Origin of the sequence: Paenibacillus luteus (assembly GCF_006542765.1) — a bacterium.
GTDB classification, from domain to species: domain Bacteria; phylum Bacillota; class Bacilli; order Paenibacillales; family Paenibacillaceae; genus Pristimantibacillus; species Pristimantibacillus luteus.
The window spans coordinates 342,562-361,841 of sequence record NZ_SKCD01000033.1 but is presented as its reverse complement, the minus strand read 5'-3'; the positions used below and the strand labels follow the sequence as shown (position 1 = coordinate 361,841).

Genomic DNA, 19,280 nt, shown 5'->3' with positions numbered 1-19,280 from the left:
TTTGTTCAAAAGGCCGATAATAGAATGACAGACGTGAAGGAGGAATGAAATTGACATCCTTTAAAGGGATTAAAATATTACTTGTTGATGATGAACCGAATATTGTACAGTTTCTTGAACTAGGGCTTATCAATGAAGGCTTTGATATCCGAGTCGCTTATGACGGAGAAGCAGCACTCGTTGAGGCAGCTTCCTTCGAGCCTCAAGTTGTCATTTTAGATGTCATGATGCCGGGATTGAACGGTTTTGAGGTATGTGCAGCACTAAGAGCAACGGGAAACAACATCGCCGTCATCATGCTGACAGCCAAGGATGAGATTGAAGATCGCGTCAAAGGCCTAACGCTTGGTGCCGACGACTATTTGGTCAAGCCCTTCAGCTTCAGTGAGCTTCTTGCGCGCATTGGAGCAAGGCTACGCAACCAGTTCCCCCATTTGCTTGGCGAGGCAAGCTATGGACCGTTCCGGCTGGATGACCGGCGCAAGGAGCTTCTCTATTTAGACCAAGTGCTTGAATTGTCGCCAACCGAATACGAGCTGCTAAGGTTCATTATTATGAACAATGGTGTCGTGCTCAGTAAATCACTTATTTTGGACAAGGTTTGGGGATACAATTTTGGAGGAGAAGAAAACATCGTGGAGGTGTACATTCGCTCTCTTAGAGATAAATTGAATGACAAGGAGCATCGTTTAATTCGAACACTTCGAGGCTCGGGTTATCGGATGGATTTTCCATGAGCAGATGGAAATTAGGTTCACCAGCCCGACTTTTTGCCCCTCGATCGCTTCGATACCAGCTATTGAATCGCTCTTTACTAATCTTAGCCGCATTATTCTTGCTCATCGGCGTACTGCAATACATCATCATGAAGGATTTTGTCTTTCAAAATAAAGCCGAATCGTTAAATGCTCAAATCATGTCCATGCCGATGGACTGGTTTCCGAATGGAGAAGTCCCGGAGCCGCCGGCAAATCATAATAGTTCTATGGATTCCGACGATTCCGCACCTTCCGACTGGCCGCAAAAAGGCCGCCGGGATTCTCCCATCTTTTATCAGCCGGGATTATCTGTCCTTTATATTGATTCGAGTGGAACCATATCCGAGGTATCGAAGGATAACGGGACCAATGCCCCGATCCTCACCACGGAGGAATATGAACAGCTTCAAGCGCAGCTTCGTAGACATAAGAAAACCGATTACAAAATCATCAATAACACGCAAGGAATCGAGCAGCTTGTTGTTTTTAGGCTAGCTGGCCCGCTAGGCAGTTCACAAGGCATCATTCAAGCGAGTACCGAAACAAATTCACTAAAGCAGCTTCTTCTGACACAGCTAGCCATTTTTGCCGGGTTATCCGTACTGGCGCTAGCTGCCGGTCTCGCCCTGTATTTGCCGCTGCTCCGCCGAACGTTGAGGCCCTTGTCCCGCGTCGTGCTGGCCGCACAGCAGACGGATGCAGGAAATCTGACTAAACGCATCCCGGCAAGTCAAGGCCAAGAAGAAATCGATCGCTTGTCAGATGCTTTTAACGGCATGCTTGAGCGACTCGATGTGTCTTTCGAGAGTGAGCGCAAAACAACTGAGAAAATGCGCCGGTTCGTAGCCGATGCCTCCCATGAGCTCCGTACGCCGCTCACTTCCATTCATGGTTTTCTGGAAGTTTTGCTGCGCGGCGCTGCTGCCAATCCCGAGCAGCTCAATCGTGCACTAAACAGCATGCAGCTGGAATCGAGGCGAATCAATAAGCTCGTCGAGGATTTATTGTCACTAGCTAAGCTGGATCAAGACCCACAGCTGCAGCTGGCTGATACCCGTCTGGACGAACTGCTGCACGAAATGGAGCCTCAGCTGCAGCTGCTTGCCGGGCATCGTAAAGTTGAGATAACCATTGCGTCTCCGGTTACCGGCTTCTTCCATGCCGACAAACTGAAGCAGGTGCTGCTTAATTTATTTCTTAACGCCGTGCAGCATACCGACTCTGAGACTGGTATCATCGCGATTACAATAGCGAAGGAGCACAACCTTGCAGAGCTGATCGTGACCGATAATGGAAATGGCATTGAAGCGGCCCACTTGCCGCATCTGTTCGAAAGATTTTATCGGAGCGAGTCCTCCAGAACACGTAAAAGCGGAGGCGCAGGGCTAGGTCTTGCAATTACTAAATCTATCATAGATGCACATGAAGGAACCATTGACGTTAGCAGCGAGCCTGGTTCTGGAACGAGCTTTCGCATTTTGCTGCCTATTCATCCAGCTAGGAACAATGAGCGCAATCCATCGCATTAAAACAAATATCACGCACCATAACCATATGCGTCTATCTAAGCCCAGTAGCACTTCGTACTGGGCATTTTAGTCTATCCCTTCAGTCCTGTCGTGCTTATCCCTTCAACAATATATCTCTGAAAAGCGATAAACACAGCCATAACCGGTACGAGCGACAATACGGACATCGCGAACAGCGCCCCCCAATCCGTTTCCATCGTCGGATCAGCCATGCTTTTAATGGCTAACGATACGGTGGCCATTTCCGCTGAATTGAGATATAGAAGCGGAGCAAAATAATCATCCCAGGTCCAAATAAATTTGAAAACAGCCGTTGTTACGATCGCAGGAACGATTAATGGCAGCATGATTTTAGCAAAAAACAAGATACGGCCGCACCCATCGATTCGTGCCGATTCATCGAGTTCTACAGGAATGCCTCGCATAAACTGTACAAGCAAAAATATAAAGAATGCTCCGCCTGCAAAAGATGGGACAATTAAAGGCCAAAACGTGTTAATCCAATTCAATTTGTTAAACAGCATATACTGAGGAATAATAAGTACCTCGCTTGGCAGCATTAACGTCAGCATCATGCAGGCGAACCAGAAAGTAGAACCTGGGAAGCGTATTCTTGCAAATGCATACGCCGCCATGGTGGAAGCAATAACGGTGCCAACCACAGAAAATATAGTCACATATAGTGAATTCTGAAAAAACAAGAAAAAAGAATGACCTGCAAAACCTTTAAAACCGGACACATAGTTTTCCCAGTAAAAATGAGCAGGGATAAGCTTATGCGCTTGCGAGTACACCTCTGTCGTATGCTTTAGTGAGCTCGATAGCAGCCAAAGCAGCGGATAAATCATAACGATAGCAAATCCCCACACAGCCGCGCTAAGCGAAAGGTTGCCCCATCGCTTTTTTGATATCGCACTCATGCTCCTCTCTCTCCTTTCGATTCGTAATGCACCCAGAGCGAAGACGAGCGGAAGACGAGCGCCGTCAGTATGCTGACTGCAAGCAACAGCACCCACGCCATAGCAGAGCCGTAGCCCATATGCAGAAAACGGAATGAGTTCTCATATAAATAAATAACATAGAATAGTGTCTGGTCATGCGGTCCGCCGCCGGTTAAAATCATGCCCTCCGAGAAAACTTTAAAACCGCCGATGATTCCCATCACTAGGTTGAAAAAGATTACCGGACTAAGCAAAGGCAGTGTAATCCGGCGGAATCTATAGGCAGCTGAAGCGCCGTCTACCAATGCGGCTTCCAGCAAACTCGCTGGGATTTGCTTTAGACCCGCAAGAAAGATCAGCATCGCCGATCCGAATTGCCATACGGACAATGCAATCAGAGAGCCCAGCGCCGTTGAAGGGTCGGTAATCCAAGAAATCGATATTTCAATTCCAAAAATCGAGCGCATGAACGAATTGAACGCTCCATTTATGCCAAAGAGCTGCCCCCACATCACAATAACGGCTACACTCCCGCCCATCAGCGTTGGCAAATAATAAAGAGAACGAAGTGCGCGAGCCCCTTTTATTTTCATATTAAGCAAAGCGGCAACAGCCAGTGCAAAGCAAAGGCGGAGCGGAACAGACACCGCAACGTAAAGCAGCGTCACCTTCACTGATTTCACGAAACGCGGGTCATCCGTAAACATTTCCTTGAAATTTTCAAATCCGATCCATTGTGGTGCGGATAAAATGTCATAATCCGTAAACGATAAATACAACGAAAAAAAAATAGGAAATAACGAAAAAACAAATAGGCCAAGCAGCCATGGAAAAATAAATGCGTATCCGGCATACAAGTCGGGATTACGCAGCCATTGTTTAGAGGTGCGTTTCACAGGTTAACTCCCTTTCATCCATTTGCATACTTCATAAACGCGGCCTTCTCTCCCATGGATGAGAAGGCCGCTGACACCCGCATATAGCGAATACATGGTTACTTTTTCAATGCTTTATTTGCTTCCTGGCGGAAACGCTTTGCGCCTTCAGCTGGCGTCAGTTTCTCATAGAAAATTTCCGACGCGATGTTTTTGAATGAGGTGCTCACTTCGCTTCCGGCTGCAGGAGCAGGCGGATCAATCGGACTGCCTTGCGATTCAACCAAATCCAAATACGCGCGTACTCTCTTCTGCGTATCTGTAAATTCTGATTCTACGCCTGCAAGCACTTTTGGATTATAAGGAAATCCGAAATAACCATCTAGCGATTTGGCTGCCTCAATATTGTTTGTGTAAAACTCGATAAACTGAGCTGCTTCCTTAGGATGCTTCGAGTTGCTTGAAATGCCATGGAAGAAGGATGGCTTAATGTAAGCACCTTTGCTTGGACCTGGGAACAACGAGAAGCCAACTACCTTATTTAACTGCTTCTCAACGACGGCACTGTGGCTCCCGCTCCAGTAACCCCAGCCGCCATAGGCAGAGTTGCCTTTCGGGAACGGTCCGTCCTCAAGTGCCTTAATCTCCGACTCAACAGCTACGGGCGTAAGCAGTTCTTTCTTTTGAAGCCTCAGCTGCGTTTCAAAAAACTCCGTAAACAAGCCGTCATCCTCATAGCCAAGGCCATCCTGCGCATCATTATACAGCTTAGCGTCATGCTGACGAAGCCAGATTTCATATTGGGATTGGCCAAAATGCGTATCGCCATAAATGCCCAGCTTATCTTTAACCGTCTGCAAGTCCTTCTCATATTGCTCCCACGTATAATCTGATGTGGAAGGCGGCTCTACGCCTGCTTCCTTCAGCTTATCCGGATCATAAAATAGGACGAGCGCATTGTTGCCGATATTAACGCCGTAGAGCTTGTCGTCCACTTTGCCCACATCGGTATGCAGTGGGTTAATTCCCTCCAAATCGATGGTTTTATCCACTACATACTCATCCAACGGCTTAAGCAATCCCTTGCTCACATAGTTTTTGATTTGCGAATAATCCACGCGTACGACATCTGCCAAATCCTTCGATGCCGCTTGCACAAGAATTTTATCTGTATAATCGGCTCCCGTCGCATATTCAGATTGCACTTTAATGTTGGGATACGCAGCTTCAAATAACTTCACGACATTGTCATGAGCGTCAATCGTCAGTTGGGTTCCGGCCCAGTAGCTTACGCGGATCGTAACTGGCTCAGTGGATGAAGCTTCCTTTGTTTCAGACGCACTCGTTTTAGGGGTGTTGCTCGCTTCGTTAGTAGAGGCATTATTCGTATTGCCGCCTCCGCAAGCGGTTAAGCCAATAGCTAAGAGCAATAAAATAGCTGAATACCGTTTTTTAATTGAACGCATCGTAATTCTCTCTCCTTCTCATAACGGATTACGGCTTAAGATGGCATTGGTCTCCGCACGGAACTTTGCTGCGCCAGCCTCAGACGTAATCCGTTCGAACAAAATTTCATTGCTAATGGATTTAAATAATTCATTAACCTCTGGCCCTACAATAGGATCAGGCGGGTCAATTAGGCTTCCGTACCGCTCGACATCCGATAAATAATTCAGCACATTTTGCTGTGTGACAGTAAAAGTCTCCTTCAAACCAGCAATCACCTTAGGGTTGTAAGGGACGCCAAAATAAGCGTTTAGAGCGATTGCTGCATCCAAATCATTCGTATAATAATTAATGAATAACGCAGCCTCATCCGGGTGCTTTGACGATTTGGCTATCGAGTGGAAAAAGGAGGGTTTGATATACATGCCATGAATACCCGCTCCGGGATATGCAGCAAGCCCAACCTGTTTGCCCAATTGCTTCTCTACAATATCAATCTGGTTGCTCCAATAGGTAAAACCTCCGAATGCTGTCTGGCCCTTCGGAAACGGACCATCCTCCAAATTCCGAGTTTCCAGCTCTGTACTAAGCGGCGTAAGTAAGCCTTCCTTCTGCCAACTTAACTGTTTATTAAAAAAATCGATAAACAGCTGGTCATCCCAGTAACCTAGACCATTCTGGTCTTCATTGTAAAAGGCTGCAGCATTGGCTCGCAGCCACACCCGAAAATGATGCTGCGTCAGATGCGTATCCCCATAATGGCCGGTACGATCTCGAATGGCGCGAAGATCACTCTCGTATTGCTCCCATGTATAATTGCGACTCGGAGGCTCTACTCCTGCTTGCTTCAACAGTTCCTTGTCATAAAATAAAACTAGCGCATTGTTGCCGATGTTAAGGCCATACTGCTTGCCATTTAGCATGGCTCCTGCATTATGCACCGGATGTACGCCTTCGAGATCGATGACTTGACGAGAAATATAGTCATCAAGAGGCAGCAACAAGCTTTTCTTCGCGTACCTGGCCATGTTGGCATAATCAATACGAACGACATCAGGCAGGTTATTCGCAGCTGCCATGACCATTAATTGCTCGTCATAGGCGTCACCCGAATAATAGCTGGCTTGAACTTTTATCCACGGATATGCCTTCTCGAAGCGCTCGATGACAGCATTGTTTTTGTCGATCGTAAGCTGCGATCCTGCCCAATAGGTCATTCTTAACGTAACGATCTGCTCGTTAATTAGGCCATTAAGCGGCTTGTTGTGGCCTTTCAAATCAAGTGAATAAGCATAAGAAGATAATACGAAAATGAGCAGCATTCCCGCCGAAAAGCCAATCATCTTCATACTCCGCATCGGTTCCCATCCTTTTTCAATAGACTTACCGCTCCAGCAATGCTCGTTGCGCTAGTCCGTTAAGCGCGATATCATCCATTGGAGGGTTATGCAATCCGGCTCTTACATCGCGGTACATTCGCTCAAGCGGCAGCTTGCGGGATAGGCTGGCCCCGCCGACGATACGCATCGCGAGATCAACGATGCGCACGGCTGCATTGGTCACCACATATTTAACCAGTCCGAGCTCCGGCTTAAGCTCGGATCGTCCCTCTGGTTCCCGGTCCCATCGCTCTGCGACGCTATATAAAAGGGTACGGGCTGTAATCAGCTCTGCCTCTAATTCGCCGATCTGGCGCTGAATCGCTGGCAGCTCGGAGATCGGCCCCGGCAAGCTGTTTGGACGGTGATTCTTCGCAAAACTAATCGCAAAATCTCGGGCAGCATGTGCTATGCCGATATAGCAGGCTGGAATATGCAGCAGTGTCCCCCCATCAAAAGCGGTTCCAGGCCTAGGCTTGATTTCAGTCCCTTGCAATGATACTCCCTCTGGCACAAATACCTCATTCAGCACAAGATCATGACTGCCTGTTGCTCGCATGCCGAGCGTATCCCAGGTTTCCTCGATGTGGATTCCTGGGCCCATTGGGATCAAAAACTCGCCAACCCTGTTTTCTTCTTCCATCCATGCGGACAAGGTGAAGTACGACACATCCGGACTGAGCGTACTGTACGTCTTGCGCCCGCTAATCATGAAGCCCTCTGGTGTTCTTGTGGCTGCCGTTTCCGGCCTGCCTCCCCTACTCGGACTGCCCGTCGCACGCTCGCTAGCGAAATGGTTGATCGTAGCGCCTTTGCTTACGACTTCATTGCAGAAGCTGGAAAATAAGGACTCCGGCCAGGAACGACTGACGCGAAGCTGCATCACTTGCCCGAGATGCCAGCCCGTAGCAAGCGCCGTCGAGCCGTCCCCCCGTGCTAAATGATCCAATGCGAGCATCAGCTCATATAAGGAAGCTTCTTCGCCGCCATACTGCCTAGGAACAGTAAGCTTTAAGAAACCGCGCTCCCGCATATCTGCAAAATTATCATGAGGAAAGGAGCCCTCGAGGTCGTGTTTCGCCGATCTTTCGGCAAATATACTCGCCAGTTGGTCTGTTATCGCGATAATACTCGCTTCCCGTTCGTTACGTACGAACCGATCTGTCAGGCCTGTCGATAACATGCGACTGCCGCACCTCCAAATATTATTTTCACATGTGAATAGTAGGAATTAAATTGAGTTTACTCTTATTTGTTAAAAAGCAAAATAAAAATAGCCGATACGTTTTTGTAAAAAACCGATATGGGTTAGCTTTGTTTCGTTTTTCGATATTCCAGCGGTGTTAGGCCCGTCGTTTTCCGAAATACATTGCCAAAATATTGTTGATCCTTGCCAAATCCCACCTGCTCAGCCACTTCATATATTTTCATATCCGGATAGCCAGTAATCAAGCGTTTGGCGTACTCCATTCGTAAGGACGTGACAAATTGTGAAAATTTAAGATTCGTCTGCTTGCGGAATATTTTTCCTAAATATTCGGCATTCATAAAAAAATGGTTTTGAGCAAGCCATAACAAAGAAAGCTCCTCATTTGCAAGGTTTTCCTGTACCGTCTGCATCATACGGTCGATAAGAATCCTGCCCGCATTCCCGAATGCAGCTCCATGCTGCGTAGAATCCTCTAAGGCTTCGTATTGAAGATAGTGATGAATTTCCTCAATTGAACGCATGTTCAAAATACGGATTTTGTCCGTTTCCTCGATACGTAGGCGCTTGCTCTTGTCTTCTTGCAAATCGTGTACGACTTGCTTAAGCACTGTAATAATTTCGGTCTCGTCACAAGGTTTAAGCAAATAATGCTTTACGCCATGCTTCATCGCTTGTGTAGCCAGCTCAAATTCTCCATAACCGGATAGCACGATGAAATGAATCTCGCCGAGCTCCTCCTTCGTTCTTCTTATCAGCTCAATGCCGCCCATTCCAGGCATTTTGATATCCGTAATCACAATGTCGGGTTTAAGCTCCGTAATATCGCGGTAAGCTTCCTTTCCGTCAGAGCCTGCTCCTAGAAAGCGCAGGTTAAGCATATGCCACGGCACCAATTGCTTAATGCCCTCACGGATCATTCGCTCATCATCGGCCAAATATACGCTGAATTCGCTCATCTTCTGTCTCTCCTCCTTGATTGGCATATTTCTGATTTAAGACGGGAACCGCAAGTCTCACCATCATTCCTCTGTCTTCTGCTGCCTCCAGCACAATACCAAAGCTATCGCCATAAAGCAGCTTCAGCCTTTCGTCTATGCTGCGCAGCCCGATCCCCGTACTCTCGGCAAGCTGCTCCTTTGTTCCTGGTTGCCAATGATTATCGAATGGAATGCCTGGGCCTTGATCACGTACGGATATTTCAAGTCTCCGATCTTTCACTTCCGCTCGGATCGATATAATACAATGACCCGTCTCAGCATCTGTCCCATATTTCACGCAGTTTTCTACAATCGGCTGGAGCAGCATGCTCGGCATTAACAGATGCTGGAGATCAGGGGGCAGGTTCACTTCGTAAACCAAACGCTCCTCAAAACGGAACTGCTGTATCGCTATGTAGTTTTGCAAATGGCCAAGCTCTTCTCCCAATGTAACCATTTCTTTCGTATTAACGGTAATGCGAAGCATATTGCCGAGCGCCTTAACCATGCCCGAGATCGCCATTTGGCCATTCATCCGAGCCATCCAGTTGATTGAATCCAGCGTATTGTACAAAAAATGAGGGTTCAGCTTTGCTTTCAACATATCGTACTTCGCTTCATTGAGCTTGATTTGCTTAATATAATTTTCATTGATTAACGTGTTCAGCCGATCCGTCATCCTATCAAAATTGCGGTTGAGCAGCCCGATTTCATCCTGCTGAAGCTCTGCTCCGCTTGCTGAAATCCCGAAATCCCCCTTTTCCACGCTTAGCATTTTAAGAGAAAGCTGTTCAATGGATTTTGTAATGGTGCGGGAGAAGATCCAGCCGAGCCATAGCAATTGAAATAAAACCAGCACGTACAGCAGGATTAAGATACTCTTCATTACCGTGACATTTTTGAAAATCGATCCATACGGAATCAGATGAATGAACGTCCACCCTGTATACTCAAGCTTGAAGTATGCCGCTAGGTACTTTATCCCTTTCAAGCTGACCACACTATATTCCTCACTACGATCATTCGGAAGTGCAGGTAAATCGGATGGGCTCAGCTCCTGATAAATAATCCCGTCCCCCGTCTGGATCAACAGAGACGATCCATATTTCAACTTTTCGGCAGGCGAAGCATAAACGACCTCACTTGCTGGAATGGTAATGATAAGCGTACCAATCGGCTGCAAGCTGAGCTGGTTTATCTCTCTAATCTCCCGATTGGCAATAAACATATTCGCTTGTGAACTGCCTCCGACCCATGAGCTCGCTCCTTCATTGCGGGCAGCCAGTTGCACTAGCTCTTGCAATTGCTTGTCATCGACCTGGGAAGGAAATACGCCAACGCTATTTTTGCCTCCGTTAGCATCAACAATTAGAATCGAAGCAGCTGAGCTATCCGTCTGCTGATACTTCAACAACATTTGCTTCAGCTTGCTCGCCGCCTCAAACGATTCAAAGCTGCCGTTATTTTCTTGTATCGTTTTAAGATGCTGCTGTACATCAGGGTTCGTCATAATCGTCAAAGACAGTTTATCGATTGCCTTCAGCTTCTCTTCGATTCGCTGTGAAAATAAGAAAAATTTATCTGTGGTTTCCTTATAAATAAGCTGTTCATACAGCATCTGTGATTTATGGACAAACAATAACCCAAGCAAGCTCGTTACCGTCGCACCGAGAAAAATAAAAACAAAAAGCTTGTGTTTGATTTTTAGCTTTTTCATTTCATCACCGTCACTTCCATAATCCCAAGTATACATACGTGATTAATGGTTTAATAGCACTATTTAAAAAACACCAAAAAAAAGCAAGAAATCAGCAGCTGCCGATTTCTTGCTTTACCTTTCTTTTGTATGGAACTGATTAGATAAGAGGTGTTGTTTGCGACAGCTCCACCTTGGCAGCCCGCCCTTTCAATGCCAGAACCAGCACCGTTATTCCCCAGCATACTGCCGAAATGACCAGCATGTTAATCACATAGATGGAAATGGAGCCGCCGCTGCCATAAATCAATTTTGTGTATCCTTGGATAGCATTAGGCGCTGGCAGAAAATGTCCGAGCTCGCGATAGAACCCCGTAAGCATAATCGCTGGTATAATATTTCCAGCTGTCAGCAGCTGCAGCGGAACCAGCGCTACGTTGAATAAGGGCCCTGCTTGCCCGAAGAGGGCGAATCCCATTTGTGTCACGCAAATGCAAGTCAGATAAACAACCGTATGAAACGCCCACATCGCAAGAAACGAGCTATGGACTTCTACAAACAGCATCGCCGCTCCGGTAATTAGCAGCGGGAACAGAACAACGATGATTGCATAAAGCTTTTGCCTTGCGAAGAAAATTTCCCACTTGCCGTATTCTCTTTGCAGCTTCAGAGAAGATAAATTTAACTGAATGTTCATCGTCATTACTGCAATATAGGTGATAAATCCAAGAATCATCGGCAGCATTGACGTTGAGAAGTTGCTGACCGGATTCGTCTTAATGATCTCGGCCTGCACCGGAAGCTCGGTTACGCCGGTCAAATTTCCACTCACTTCACGGGTAATCTGATCGGCAACGGATTCCATCATGCTTTTGGCTACATCGGAATTCGCTTGGTTTACATAATAGACCAGCTTTCCGCTGCCAGCATCTCGCACATCCTTTGCCAGTTCTGTAGGAACGCTAATGACCATATGAAGCGCACCTTCGTTCATTTTCGCCTGTGCCTCCTCCAGCGATGAGAACCTTTCCGCATAAAAAGGAGCATTGGACGCGATGCGATCCGCAATGTCCGCACCTTGTGTACTCGCTTCCGCAACTAGAGCAACATGCAATTGGTCTATCCGGTCGGTCGCCCCATTGTACCCAGTCATCCAAACGATCACAAACAAGAGGGGCACAACCAAACCAAAAACCAAACCCACCGGCGTAGTAGGCGCCTTTAAAAAACGTTTAAATACTTTCACTTCTTCAACCTCCAAAATCAATTATATAGTATCATATGACATATATGCATATGCATCTATTTATCAAAAAAAGATTACTTCAAATTACGATATAATTGATTGATGACTTTCACAAATACATCAATGTCTTCCTCCGCAATCCCTTCCGATGCCTTTGCATGAATGGCCTCTACATGGGAAACAAGCAGCTCAGCCAGCTCTCTTCCCTTAGTCGTCAAATAAAGCAAAAAAGCTCTACGATCCGTTGGATCATCTTGACGAACAATAAGCGCCTTCCGCTCCAGCTTGTCCAGCACTTTGCCAATGCTTGTCTGATCGCGAACAATCAGCTCCGACAGCTGTTTCTGTGATATCCCGTCTTTTCGGAATAAACGGCTAAGAACGCCATATTGTTCTGGAGTAATATCATATGGTAGGAGTGCCCGGCTTAACACTTTCTTATTGGCAATGCTGGTTCTTGTAAGTAGAAAGCCAATCGAACGCTGATCAATGTCAAAACCCAATGTGAACTCCCCCTTCATTAAAAATACATGCACATGCTATTATCTCCCTTCGTCATTATAGGCCATTGCCCCGAAGAAAAGCAAGGCTTGTTCTAGCATAATGCTCCATGAAAATAATCCCCTTCCGGCATAATGGTTAAACTAACTCATGCTTCAACTCCAATCAATGCTGCAGCACAAACTCATCCAGCATTAATCCATCCACATCATAAGCCTGATAAGTCAGCGTTGTTCCGCCAACGGTTATGCCGGCAAACATTTGCTTCTCATTTTGAAAATGGACCTTATGATAAAATTGATCTTCCTTCTTCTCATTAAACTTTTGGCCTGACGCATTCGTCACCACATAAACCGTTCCTTCCCGATTGTTAACGGCTGCCTCTCCGTCGCCAACAATCTTGCCGTCCCGCAGCGGATACGAGCGTGAATATTCATGGTTATGCCCTTGTAGCACCAGGTCCACCTTGAACTCATCGAACAGCTCCGTCCAATCCTTCACTTTCTTATTCGTGTTGCCACCGTAAGGGCCTTGGTGAACAGCGACGACCGTCCACGGCTGCTTCGTATTTTCAAGGTCGCTTCTAAGCCACTTCGTCTGCTTCTTAATGTTCGATTCCGTATTCAAAAACACAAAATGAACGGTACCATAATCAAACGAATAATTGGTTCCGGCAATCGAATCCGCTTCCCCGTTCACGGGTAAATTGAAATGCGAAACGAAGTTGCTTGCCTCCCCGTCTACCTCGTCATGATTGCCCGTTACGGGCATAAACGGAACCCGCGTCACCCACTTGCTCGCATTGGCGAACAAATTCGTCCATGCCTGTTCATCCGTCGGCTCCTCTGTCAAATCACCGTTATGAACAATGAATGCCGAGTCAGGAAACGTTGCAAACGCCTGATTCATTGTATTTCCCCACAGCTCAAAATCCTGCTCGGTGACGCCCTGCGAATCCGTCACATTAATGAACGTAAACGCCTCCGTATGGGCTGCCTCCGTCTTAAACGTTGCCTTGTCGCTCCACTCTTTTTCCTCTCCGCTGCCTACGCGGTAGGTGTAGGTCGTTCCCGGCTCAAGCCCGGTGGCTTCTGCTTTATGCGCAGCTTGCACAACATCTGCTTCCAAGTCAAACGCCTCTGTCGTACCTGTAAAGGTCATGACCTTAGCCGAATCCCAGTCTACTGCTTCATCGCCTTCTATAACCTGTAAGATAGCCGCTGCCTGCCTATTTTGGTTATGCCAAGTGAAAGCGCGGCTTGTCTTGGGATCATCTTTAAAAGTCGTTACGATGGCTATCGGCTTCTTCTCCTTTTCCGCTTTCAGCCACTCCATTCCCACTGCTCCTACAATTAATAAAGCACAGCACACCAGCAGTGCGAGCATGTCTTTTCGCATTTTCAAGCTTGCCACTCTCCCTTCCTCTTCATGCTATCTTAACAAATAACGCGCAGTTGGCGCATTCAGCAATCTTTCAGCCAGCCTTAAGTTAAGAATAAGTAAAGGCCAGTAGAATAACATCTGTAAGCAACAAGGGGCGTTGAACTAGAAAAGAGGTGTGAAATGAATACAAATCTAACCTACCGAAATGAATTGAAATTTTTCGTTAATTATCATCAATACTTCATTATACGACAGAGGCTAAAAGATCTGATGGAGCAGGACAAGCATGTGGGACCTACCGGCGAGTACCATATTCGAAGCTTGTACTTTGATGATATCAACAACAAGGCGCTGCATGAGAAACTGGGCGGCATTCGTGACCGCAGCAAGTACCGGATTCGGATCTATAACGGCCAGGACAATATCATTCATTTTGAGAAAAAAATTAAGTTTCGGGATTACATCGCTAAGCTGAAGGAACCGCTTACCAGAGCAATGTACGACAGGCTGATGGCCGGCGATTATGAAGTGCTGAAAGAGCAAAAAAAACCGCTTCTTGATGAGATTTATGACGAAATAAAAAATAATCTGCTGCGTCCGAAAGTCATTGTCGATTATGTCCGTGAACCCTATGTTTGCGAAAACGGCAATGTGCGGATCACCTTTGACAAGGAACTCCGAACGGGACTGCACGCCGTCGATATTTTTGACAAAAGCTTGGAGCCGATTCGTGCGCTCGATAACGACCTGATCATTCTGGAGGTCAAATACGATGCCTACATTCCCGCTTATATCAAAATCGCATTGCAGCTGGAAGGCTTAAATCGCCAATCCGCTTCGAAATACGTCATTTGCCGCAAACATTTGAAATTTAACACTTGGGAGGATTATTAAAAATGGAAACCACTACAACAGCTGCCGCAACTACCGAAACAACGTCAAGCTTCGCCGATCTATTAAAAAACTCGGTGCTGGATAACTTCACTTCGAGCATCAGCATCTCCAAAATATTGGTCACGTTAGGCGTCGCATTCCTGCTAGGCTTCTTCATCTACTTGCTTTATAAACGAATTTTCAGCGGCGTGCTTTACTCTAAGAGCTTCAACGTATCGCTGATTGGCATGACGATGATTACAGCAATGGTTATTATCGCGATCAACTCCAACCTTGTGCTCTCGCTCGGTATGGTTGGCGCATTGTCTATCGTCCGGTTTAGAACGCCGATTAAAGACCCAACCGATCTGATCTTCCTGTTCTGGGCGGCGGTTGCAGGCATCGTAACAGGCGCAGGATTTTACACTTTGGCAGTTATCGGCTCGATCGTTGTCGGCCTTATCCTCTTCTTCTTCGTCAAAGGCGGTTCGGTTGAAACCCCTTACCTGCTCGTAGTCAACTGTGACAGCGATGCAACCGAACAGCTCGTTCACAAGCAAATTGGAACACTCGTGAAACGCTACAATGTGAAACAAAAAACAGTGACACAAGGCAACATTGAAATGACGCTTGAAATCCGTCTTCGCGACGAGACAGGCCGGTTCGTCAATCAATTAACCGAGCTTGCTGGCGTTCGCAATGCCGTGCTGATCAGCTACAGCGGGGATTATGTGTCTTAATAATCAGGAGGTGCTCTAATGAAAGCGAAAGCTCAAGTTGTATTGCTTTGCTTTTGCTCCATCCTCCTGATATTCGGACTGACGGGGTGTACCATTGGCGGTACATCCTTCGGTCTCGCCAGCACGGGTACAACGGCGAGCGCAGGCGAGAAATCAGCAGATGAGCAGAAGCTTGATGAAACAGTGTTCCCAAAGGATAAAGTCATCGACGTCAAAATTACGATTGCCAAGGATGATTTCCAGAATATGCTGGACAATGCAAGTGCTGAGGAGTACAAGCAAGCTTCCGTCGAATACAACGGCCAAACCTTTGACAACGTCGCGATTCGCACAAAAGGCAATCTTAGCTTGAACAGCGTGGTCAATATGACGGATTCCGATCGGTACAGCTTTAAAATTTCATTCGATGAATATGTCAATCAGACCATTCAAGGCATCAGCAAAATCAATCTGAACAACAATTATAGCGACGCTTCCTACATGCGTGAATTTCTCTCGTATGAACTGGCGGAGCAAATGGGACTGCCTACGCCAAAGTTCTCGTATGTCAACGTCTATGTCAACGATGAGCTATGGGGCTTTTATTTGGCCATTGAGCAAATAGGCGACGCCTATCTTGAACGAAACTTTGGCAATGCCTATGGCGCGCTGTACAAAGCAAATGGCGGCAACGGCAGTGAGTTGAACTGGCTTGAGACGATTGACGCCTACACTGGCCTTGATTTGAAATCAGACAAATCCAATGACGATATTTTGCTCGATATGGTCGATGAGCTTAACAACGGTACCGATTACGAAAGTGTGCTGGACGTGGATGAAGCATTAAAGTTTATCGCATTAAACGCAGTAGCCGGTAATTTTGACAGCTATCTGTCTGAGAAAAAGCATAATTATTATTTGTATGAGGACGATGGCTTATTTAATGTTTTGCCATGGGATTACAATATGTCCTTCGGCGGCTTTGGCGGCTCAGGGGTATTAATCGATGAGCCAACGACAGGAACATTAGCTGACCGTCCACTCATCGACAAGCTGCTCAAGGTCGATGTTTACAAAGAAAAATACCATGAGATCGTGACCGATATGCTGGAGGGTTACTTGGCTGACGATACGTTCCAAGCCCGTATTGCGGAAATTAAGGAATTGATCTCCCCCTACGTGAAAGCAGACCCATCATCCTTCTACACGTATGAGCAATATGAGCAAGGCGTGACGCAGGTCATTTCGTTTAATGCCACGCAAACCAGCTCGATTGCACAGCAGCTTGCCGGTACCATTCCTTCCTCCGGCGACGGCTCAGGCAGCGGCAGCAGCGGCTTCGGTGGCGGTATGGGCGGTGGCGGTATGGGCGGTGGCGGCTTCGGCGGCAACCGTCAAAACAATCAAGAAAACGCTCAACCAAATAACGAGCAAAATACACAGTCAACCGACGGAGCGGCTCCGAACGCTGCGGCGGCAGTTGACGAGCAAGCGGATCAAGCCTCCGCGGGAGTTAAAGCAGACAACAGCTTATCTACCACGGCTAAGCAGGCTGATTTCAATAGCAGCGTAAACCCAACTGTCATCGAAACCGCTGCTGATACTGATGTTAATAGCGAACAAGGTACGCCTCCAGCGGCTGGTTCTACACCAAATGGAAATACGGCAGATGACGGGCAAGGATCCGCTGGAACTACTGTCCCTAATGGGCAAGCCCCTCAAGGAGATGGCGGCATGGCTCCACCGGACGGGCAAATGCCTAACCAACAGGGTGGCGGCATGCAGGGTGGTTTTGGCGGCGGTCAACCACCGGACGGGCAAGGCGGCTTCGGCGGCGGAATGGGTGGCATGGGTGGTGGCGGCTTCGGCGGGCCAGGCACCCAAAACACTCAGCCCCAAGGCAGTCCGAAAGAAGCGGCAACTGCCGGAATTGCTATCGTAATCCTACTTCTCTCTTGCGCATTCGTCGTCTTTTACAAACGCAAACGGCTCTAGCAAATAAAAAAACAAGGAAGTGGCAGTCAGGGCTTACATTCGCCCTAGCTGCCACTTCCTTGTTTCAATTCAAATGGCACACCCGTCCTCCCTAACTCCCCGTTGCGCTAACCGTTACCTCCTGCGTAATTTGTTCCCCACCGAGCTCCATCCATCGCTTGACGAAACCATCAAAGGCAGCAATGGGCTGATCGCCTACAATGATTTGAAGAAACACTTCATTCTCAAGCTTTTCAAGCTCTGCCCACTTTACATCCATTGTCGCCGTCGAACCAAAGAAAACGCTGTGTACCTCCTCCACCTCTGACAAATGAAGCGCTTTGGCACCGTACTTATAAGCGTTTGACGCTTTCCACGCATCCATGTTTTTCTTTGGATTATCATTTTCAAATACAGTCATTTCATATAGCTGCAGCGTGTCTGGATCGAGGCTTGCCGAACTCATCTCACCGCTCATCACCTTTTGCAAATCCATATAGCGGGTTTCAATCGCGTTGGAATAATCGAGCAGCAAATCAAACGGGTAATAATGACGCAATTGAACGCCGGATTGGGCAGCAAAATCATCCATCATCTTGATCTGCTCCTCATTCGGATCTTGTCTTCGTTCCAGACGCGTAAACATATTAAGGAGCTTTATGATCGCTTCCGGATGCTCAAAACCTTTGCGCACGACCAAGTACCGATCCGTTACCGGAGCCGCATGCGTCACAAAGCGGCCATTCACTCCAATAGGGGACGTAATGGCTCGCCATTCCGCCTTCGTATCCCGGGCAACAGAATCAGACAAAGGCCAATAAGGCATCCACCATGGGCCAAAAAACAAGCCTGCTTTGTTAGACGTAATCGGTTCCTGCGTCTCCTTATAGAGAACGAATTGGGGATCTATTACTCCGCGCTTATACCAATCCGCCAAAAGAGATAAAGCCTGCTTCGTTTCCGGCATGACTGAACCGTAGATGACAGCACCGTCGCTGCCCATTACCCAATTTTTCGGAAAGGAATAAAACGAATGAAAAATCGCTTCAAAGCCATTCATATTCGGTTTCTGTCCATAAAGAATCGTTTTATCTCCCGCAAGACCAACCGTATTTGCTTTGCCATCTCCATCCGGGTCCTGTTGAGCGAACGCCAACGCTACCTTCTCGATTTCCGAGATTGTTGTTGGAGGGGACAGTCCCAGCTTATCCAGCCAATCCTGACGATACCAGAGCAAGGAGGTAGAATCCGCTTTTATGGCTATGTTCGATAGTCCGTAAAGCTTTCCATCAAACGTTGCTTCTTGAAGCGCAAGCCCATTTGTCGATTCGTAAATCGCTTTGACCAGCTCCGAGCTGTACTGCTCATACACCTGGCTTAAATCCGCAATCATATCGTTTTTCATCAGCTTCTTCAACTGATCACGGTCCACCACCATCGCATCCGGCAAATCACCGCTCGCAATGGCCAGATTCACTTTTTGCTTGAAGGCTTCTTCGCCCTTAGCCTCCCAAGAATGCTCAACTTTAATATTGGTCATACTCTCAAAATAACGCGAGATCGGATTATTATCGTTCGTGTTTCCTCCCGACAAAGTAGACTCAGGAACCTTGAAACCAATTTTCACCGTTACCGGCTTCTCATATTTCCCGTAAGCATCTGACTGCGGAAGGTCTTTTTTTGTGGATGAAGGAGAATCACCATTTCCGGTGCATCCGCTCAACAGGAATAATAGGCTTAACAGCAGGGCTCCTAGTTTTTTCAATGAATGAT

At 47.1% G+C, this 19,280-nt stretch carries 16 protein-coding genes; 5 read left to right on the top strand and 11 right to left on the bottom strand.

Annotation, left to right across the window (positions count from 1 at the left end):
• Nucleotides 1-50 precede the first annotated feature (50 nt).
• Nucleotides 51-737, top strand: a complete 687-nt coding sequence (locus E0496_RS23810; RefSeq protein ID WP_175598112.1) for a response regulator transcription factor — start codon at nt 51-53, stop codon at nt 735-737.
• Entirely contained in the window at nt 734-2,287 is a 1,554-nt protein-coding gene (locus E0496_RS23805; protein WP_141504247.1) for a sensor histidine kinase, read from the top strand. The genes E0496_RS23810 and E0496_RS23805 overlap by 4 nt, the downstream gene beginning before the upstream one ends.
• 71 nt (nt 2,288-2,358) lie before the next feature.
• Here E0496_RS23805 and E0496_RS23800 read toward each other — a convergent pair whose 3' ends face one another.
• The 10 genes from E0496_RS23800 to E0496_RS23755 all read right to left on the bottom strand — a co-directional run bounded on the left by E0496_RS23800 (nt 2,359) and on the right by E0496_RS23755 (nt 13,956).
• The gene (locus tag E0496_RS23800) at nt 2,359-3,207 is read right to left on the bottom strand and encodes a carbohydrate ABC transporter permease (RefSeq protein WP_141504246.1); all 849 of its coding nucleotides are present in this window, start codon (nt 3,205-3,207) and stop codon (nt 2,359-2,361) included.
• Entirely contained in the window at nt 3,204-4,124 is a 921-nt protein-coding gene (locus E0496_RS23795) for a carbohydrate ABC transporter permease (RefSeq protein WP_141504245.1), read from the bottom strand. The genes E0496_RS23800 and E0496_RS23795 overlap by 4 nt, the downstream gene beginning before the upstream one ends.
• A gap of 98 nt (nt 4,125-4,222) precedes the next feature.
• Entirely contained in the window at nt 4,223-5,569 is a 1,347-nt protein-coding gene (locus E0496_RS23790; protein ID WP_141504244.1) for an ABC transporter substrate-binding protein, read from the bottom strand.
• 18 nt (nt 5,570-5,587) lie between these two features.
• Nucleotides 5,588-6,907 (bottom strand): ABC transporter substrate-binding protein, encoded by a 1,320-nt coding sequence (locus E0496_RS23785; protein WP_141504243.1) that lies wholly within the window; start codon nt 6,905-6,907, stop codon nt 5,588-5,590.
• 25 nt (nt 6,908-6,932) lie between these two features.
• The gene (locus tag E0496_RS23780; protein WP_141504242.1) at nt 6,933-8,111 is read right to left on the bottom strand and encodes an acyl-CoA dehydrogenase family protein; all 1,179 of its coding nucleotides are present in this window, start codon (nt 8,109-8,111) and stop codon (nt 6,933-6,935) included.
• A 125-nt stretch (nt 8,112-8,236) separates the two neighbouring features.
• A complete protein-coding gene (locus E0496_RS23775; protein ID WP_161601537.1) occupies nt 8,237-9,094 on the bottom strand; it encodes a response regulator transcription factor in 858 nt (285 codons plus the stop codon).
• The gene (locus tag E0496_RS23770; RefSeq protein WP_161601536.1) at nt 9,063-10,832 is read right to left on the bottom strand and encodes a cache domain-containing sensor histidine kinase; all 1,770 of its coding nucleotides are present in this window, start codon (nt 10,830-10,832) and stop codon (nt 9,063-9,065) included. The genes E0496_RS23775 and E0496_RS23770 overlap by 32 nt, the downstream gene beginning before the upstream one ends.
• A 139-nt stretch (nt 10,833-10,971) precedes the next feature.
• Nucleotides 10,972-12,057, bottom strand: coding sequence for a YhgE/Pip domain-containing protein (locus E0496_RS23765; protein WP_141504239.1), 1,086 nt, complete (start codon nt 12,055-12,057; stop codon nt 10,972-10,974).
• A 74-nt stretch (nt 12,058-12,131) separates the two neighbouring features.
• Complete coding sequence (locus E0496_RS23760) at nt 12,132-12,560, bottom strand: MarR family winged helix-turn-helix transcriptional regulator (RefSeq protein WP_161601535.1); 429 nt, start codon at nt 12,558-12,560, stop codon at nt 12,132-12,134.
• 163 nt (nt 12,561-12,723) lie between these two features.
• A complete protein-coding gene (locus tag E0496_RS23755) occupies nt 12,724-13,956 on the bottom strand; it encodes a purple acid phosphatase family protein (protein ID WP_141504371.1) in 1,233 nt (410 codons plus the stop codon).
• A gap of 165 nt (nt 13,957-14,121) precedes the next feature.
• On the opposite strand from E0496_RS23755, the gene E0496_RS23750 reads away from it, so the two are divergent.
• The 3 genes from E0496_RS23750 to E0496_RS23740 are packed head-to-tail and all read left to right on the top strand — an operon-like array spanning nt 14,122 to nt 17,528.
• A complete protein-coding gene (locus E0496_RS23750; RefSeq protein ID WP_141504237.1) occupies nt 14,122-14,835 on the top strand; it encodes a polyphosphate polymerase domain-containing protein in 714 nt (237 codons plus the stop codon).
• Between the two features lie 2 nt (nt 14,836-14,837).
• Entirely contained in the window at nt 14,838-15,554 is a 717-nt protein-coding gene (locus E0496_RS23745) for a DUF4956 domain-containing protein (protein ID WP_141504236.1), read from the top strand.
• 18 nt (nt 15,555-15,572) lie between these two features.
• On the top strand, nt 15,573-17,528 hold the full coding sequence (locus E0496_RS23740; protein WP_141504235.1) for a CotH kinase family protein: 1,956 nt from the start codon (nt 15,573-15,575) through the stop codon (nt 17,526-17,528).
• A gap of 91 nt (nt 17,529-17,619) precedes the next feature.
• On the opposite strand, the gene E0496_RS23735 is transcribed toward E0496_RS23740, so the two are convergent.
• Complete coding sequence (locus E0496_RS23735) at nt 17,620-19,272, bottom strand: extracellular solute-binding protein (RefSeq protein ID WP_161601534.1); 1,653 nt, start codon at nt 19,270-19,272, stop codon at nt 17,620-17,622.
• Nucleotides 19,273-19,280 lie beyond the last annotated feature (8 nt).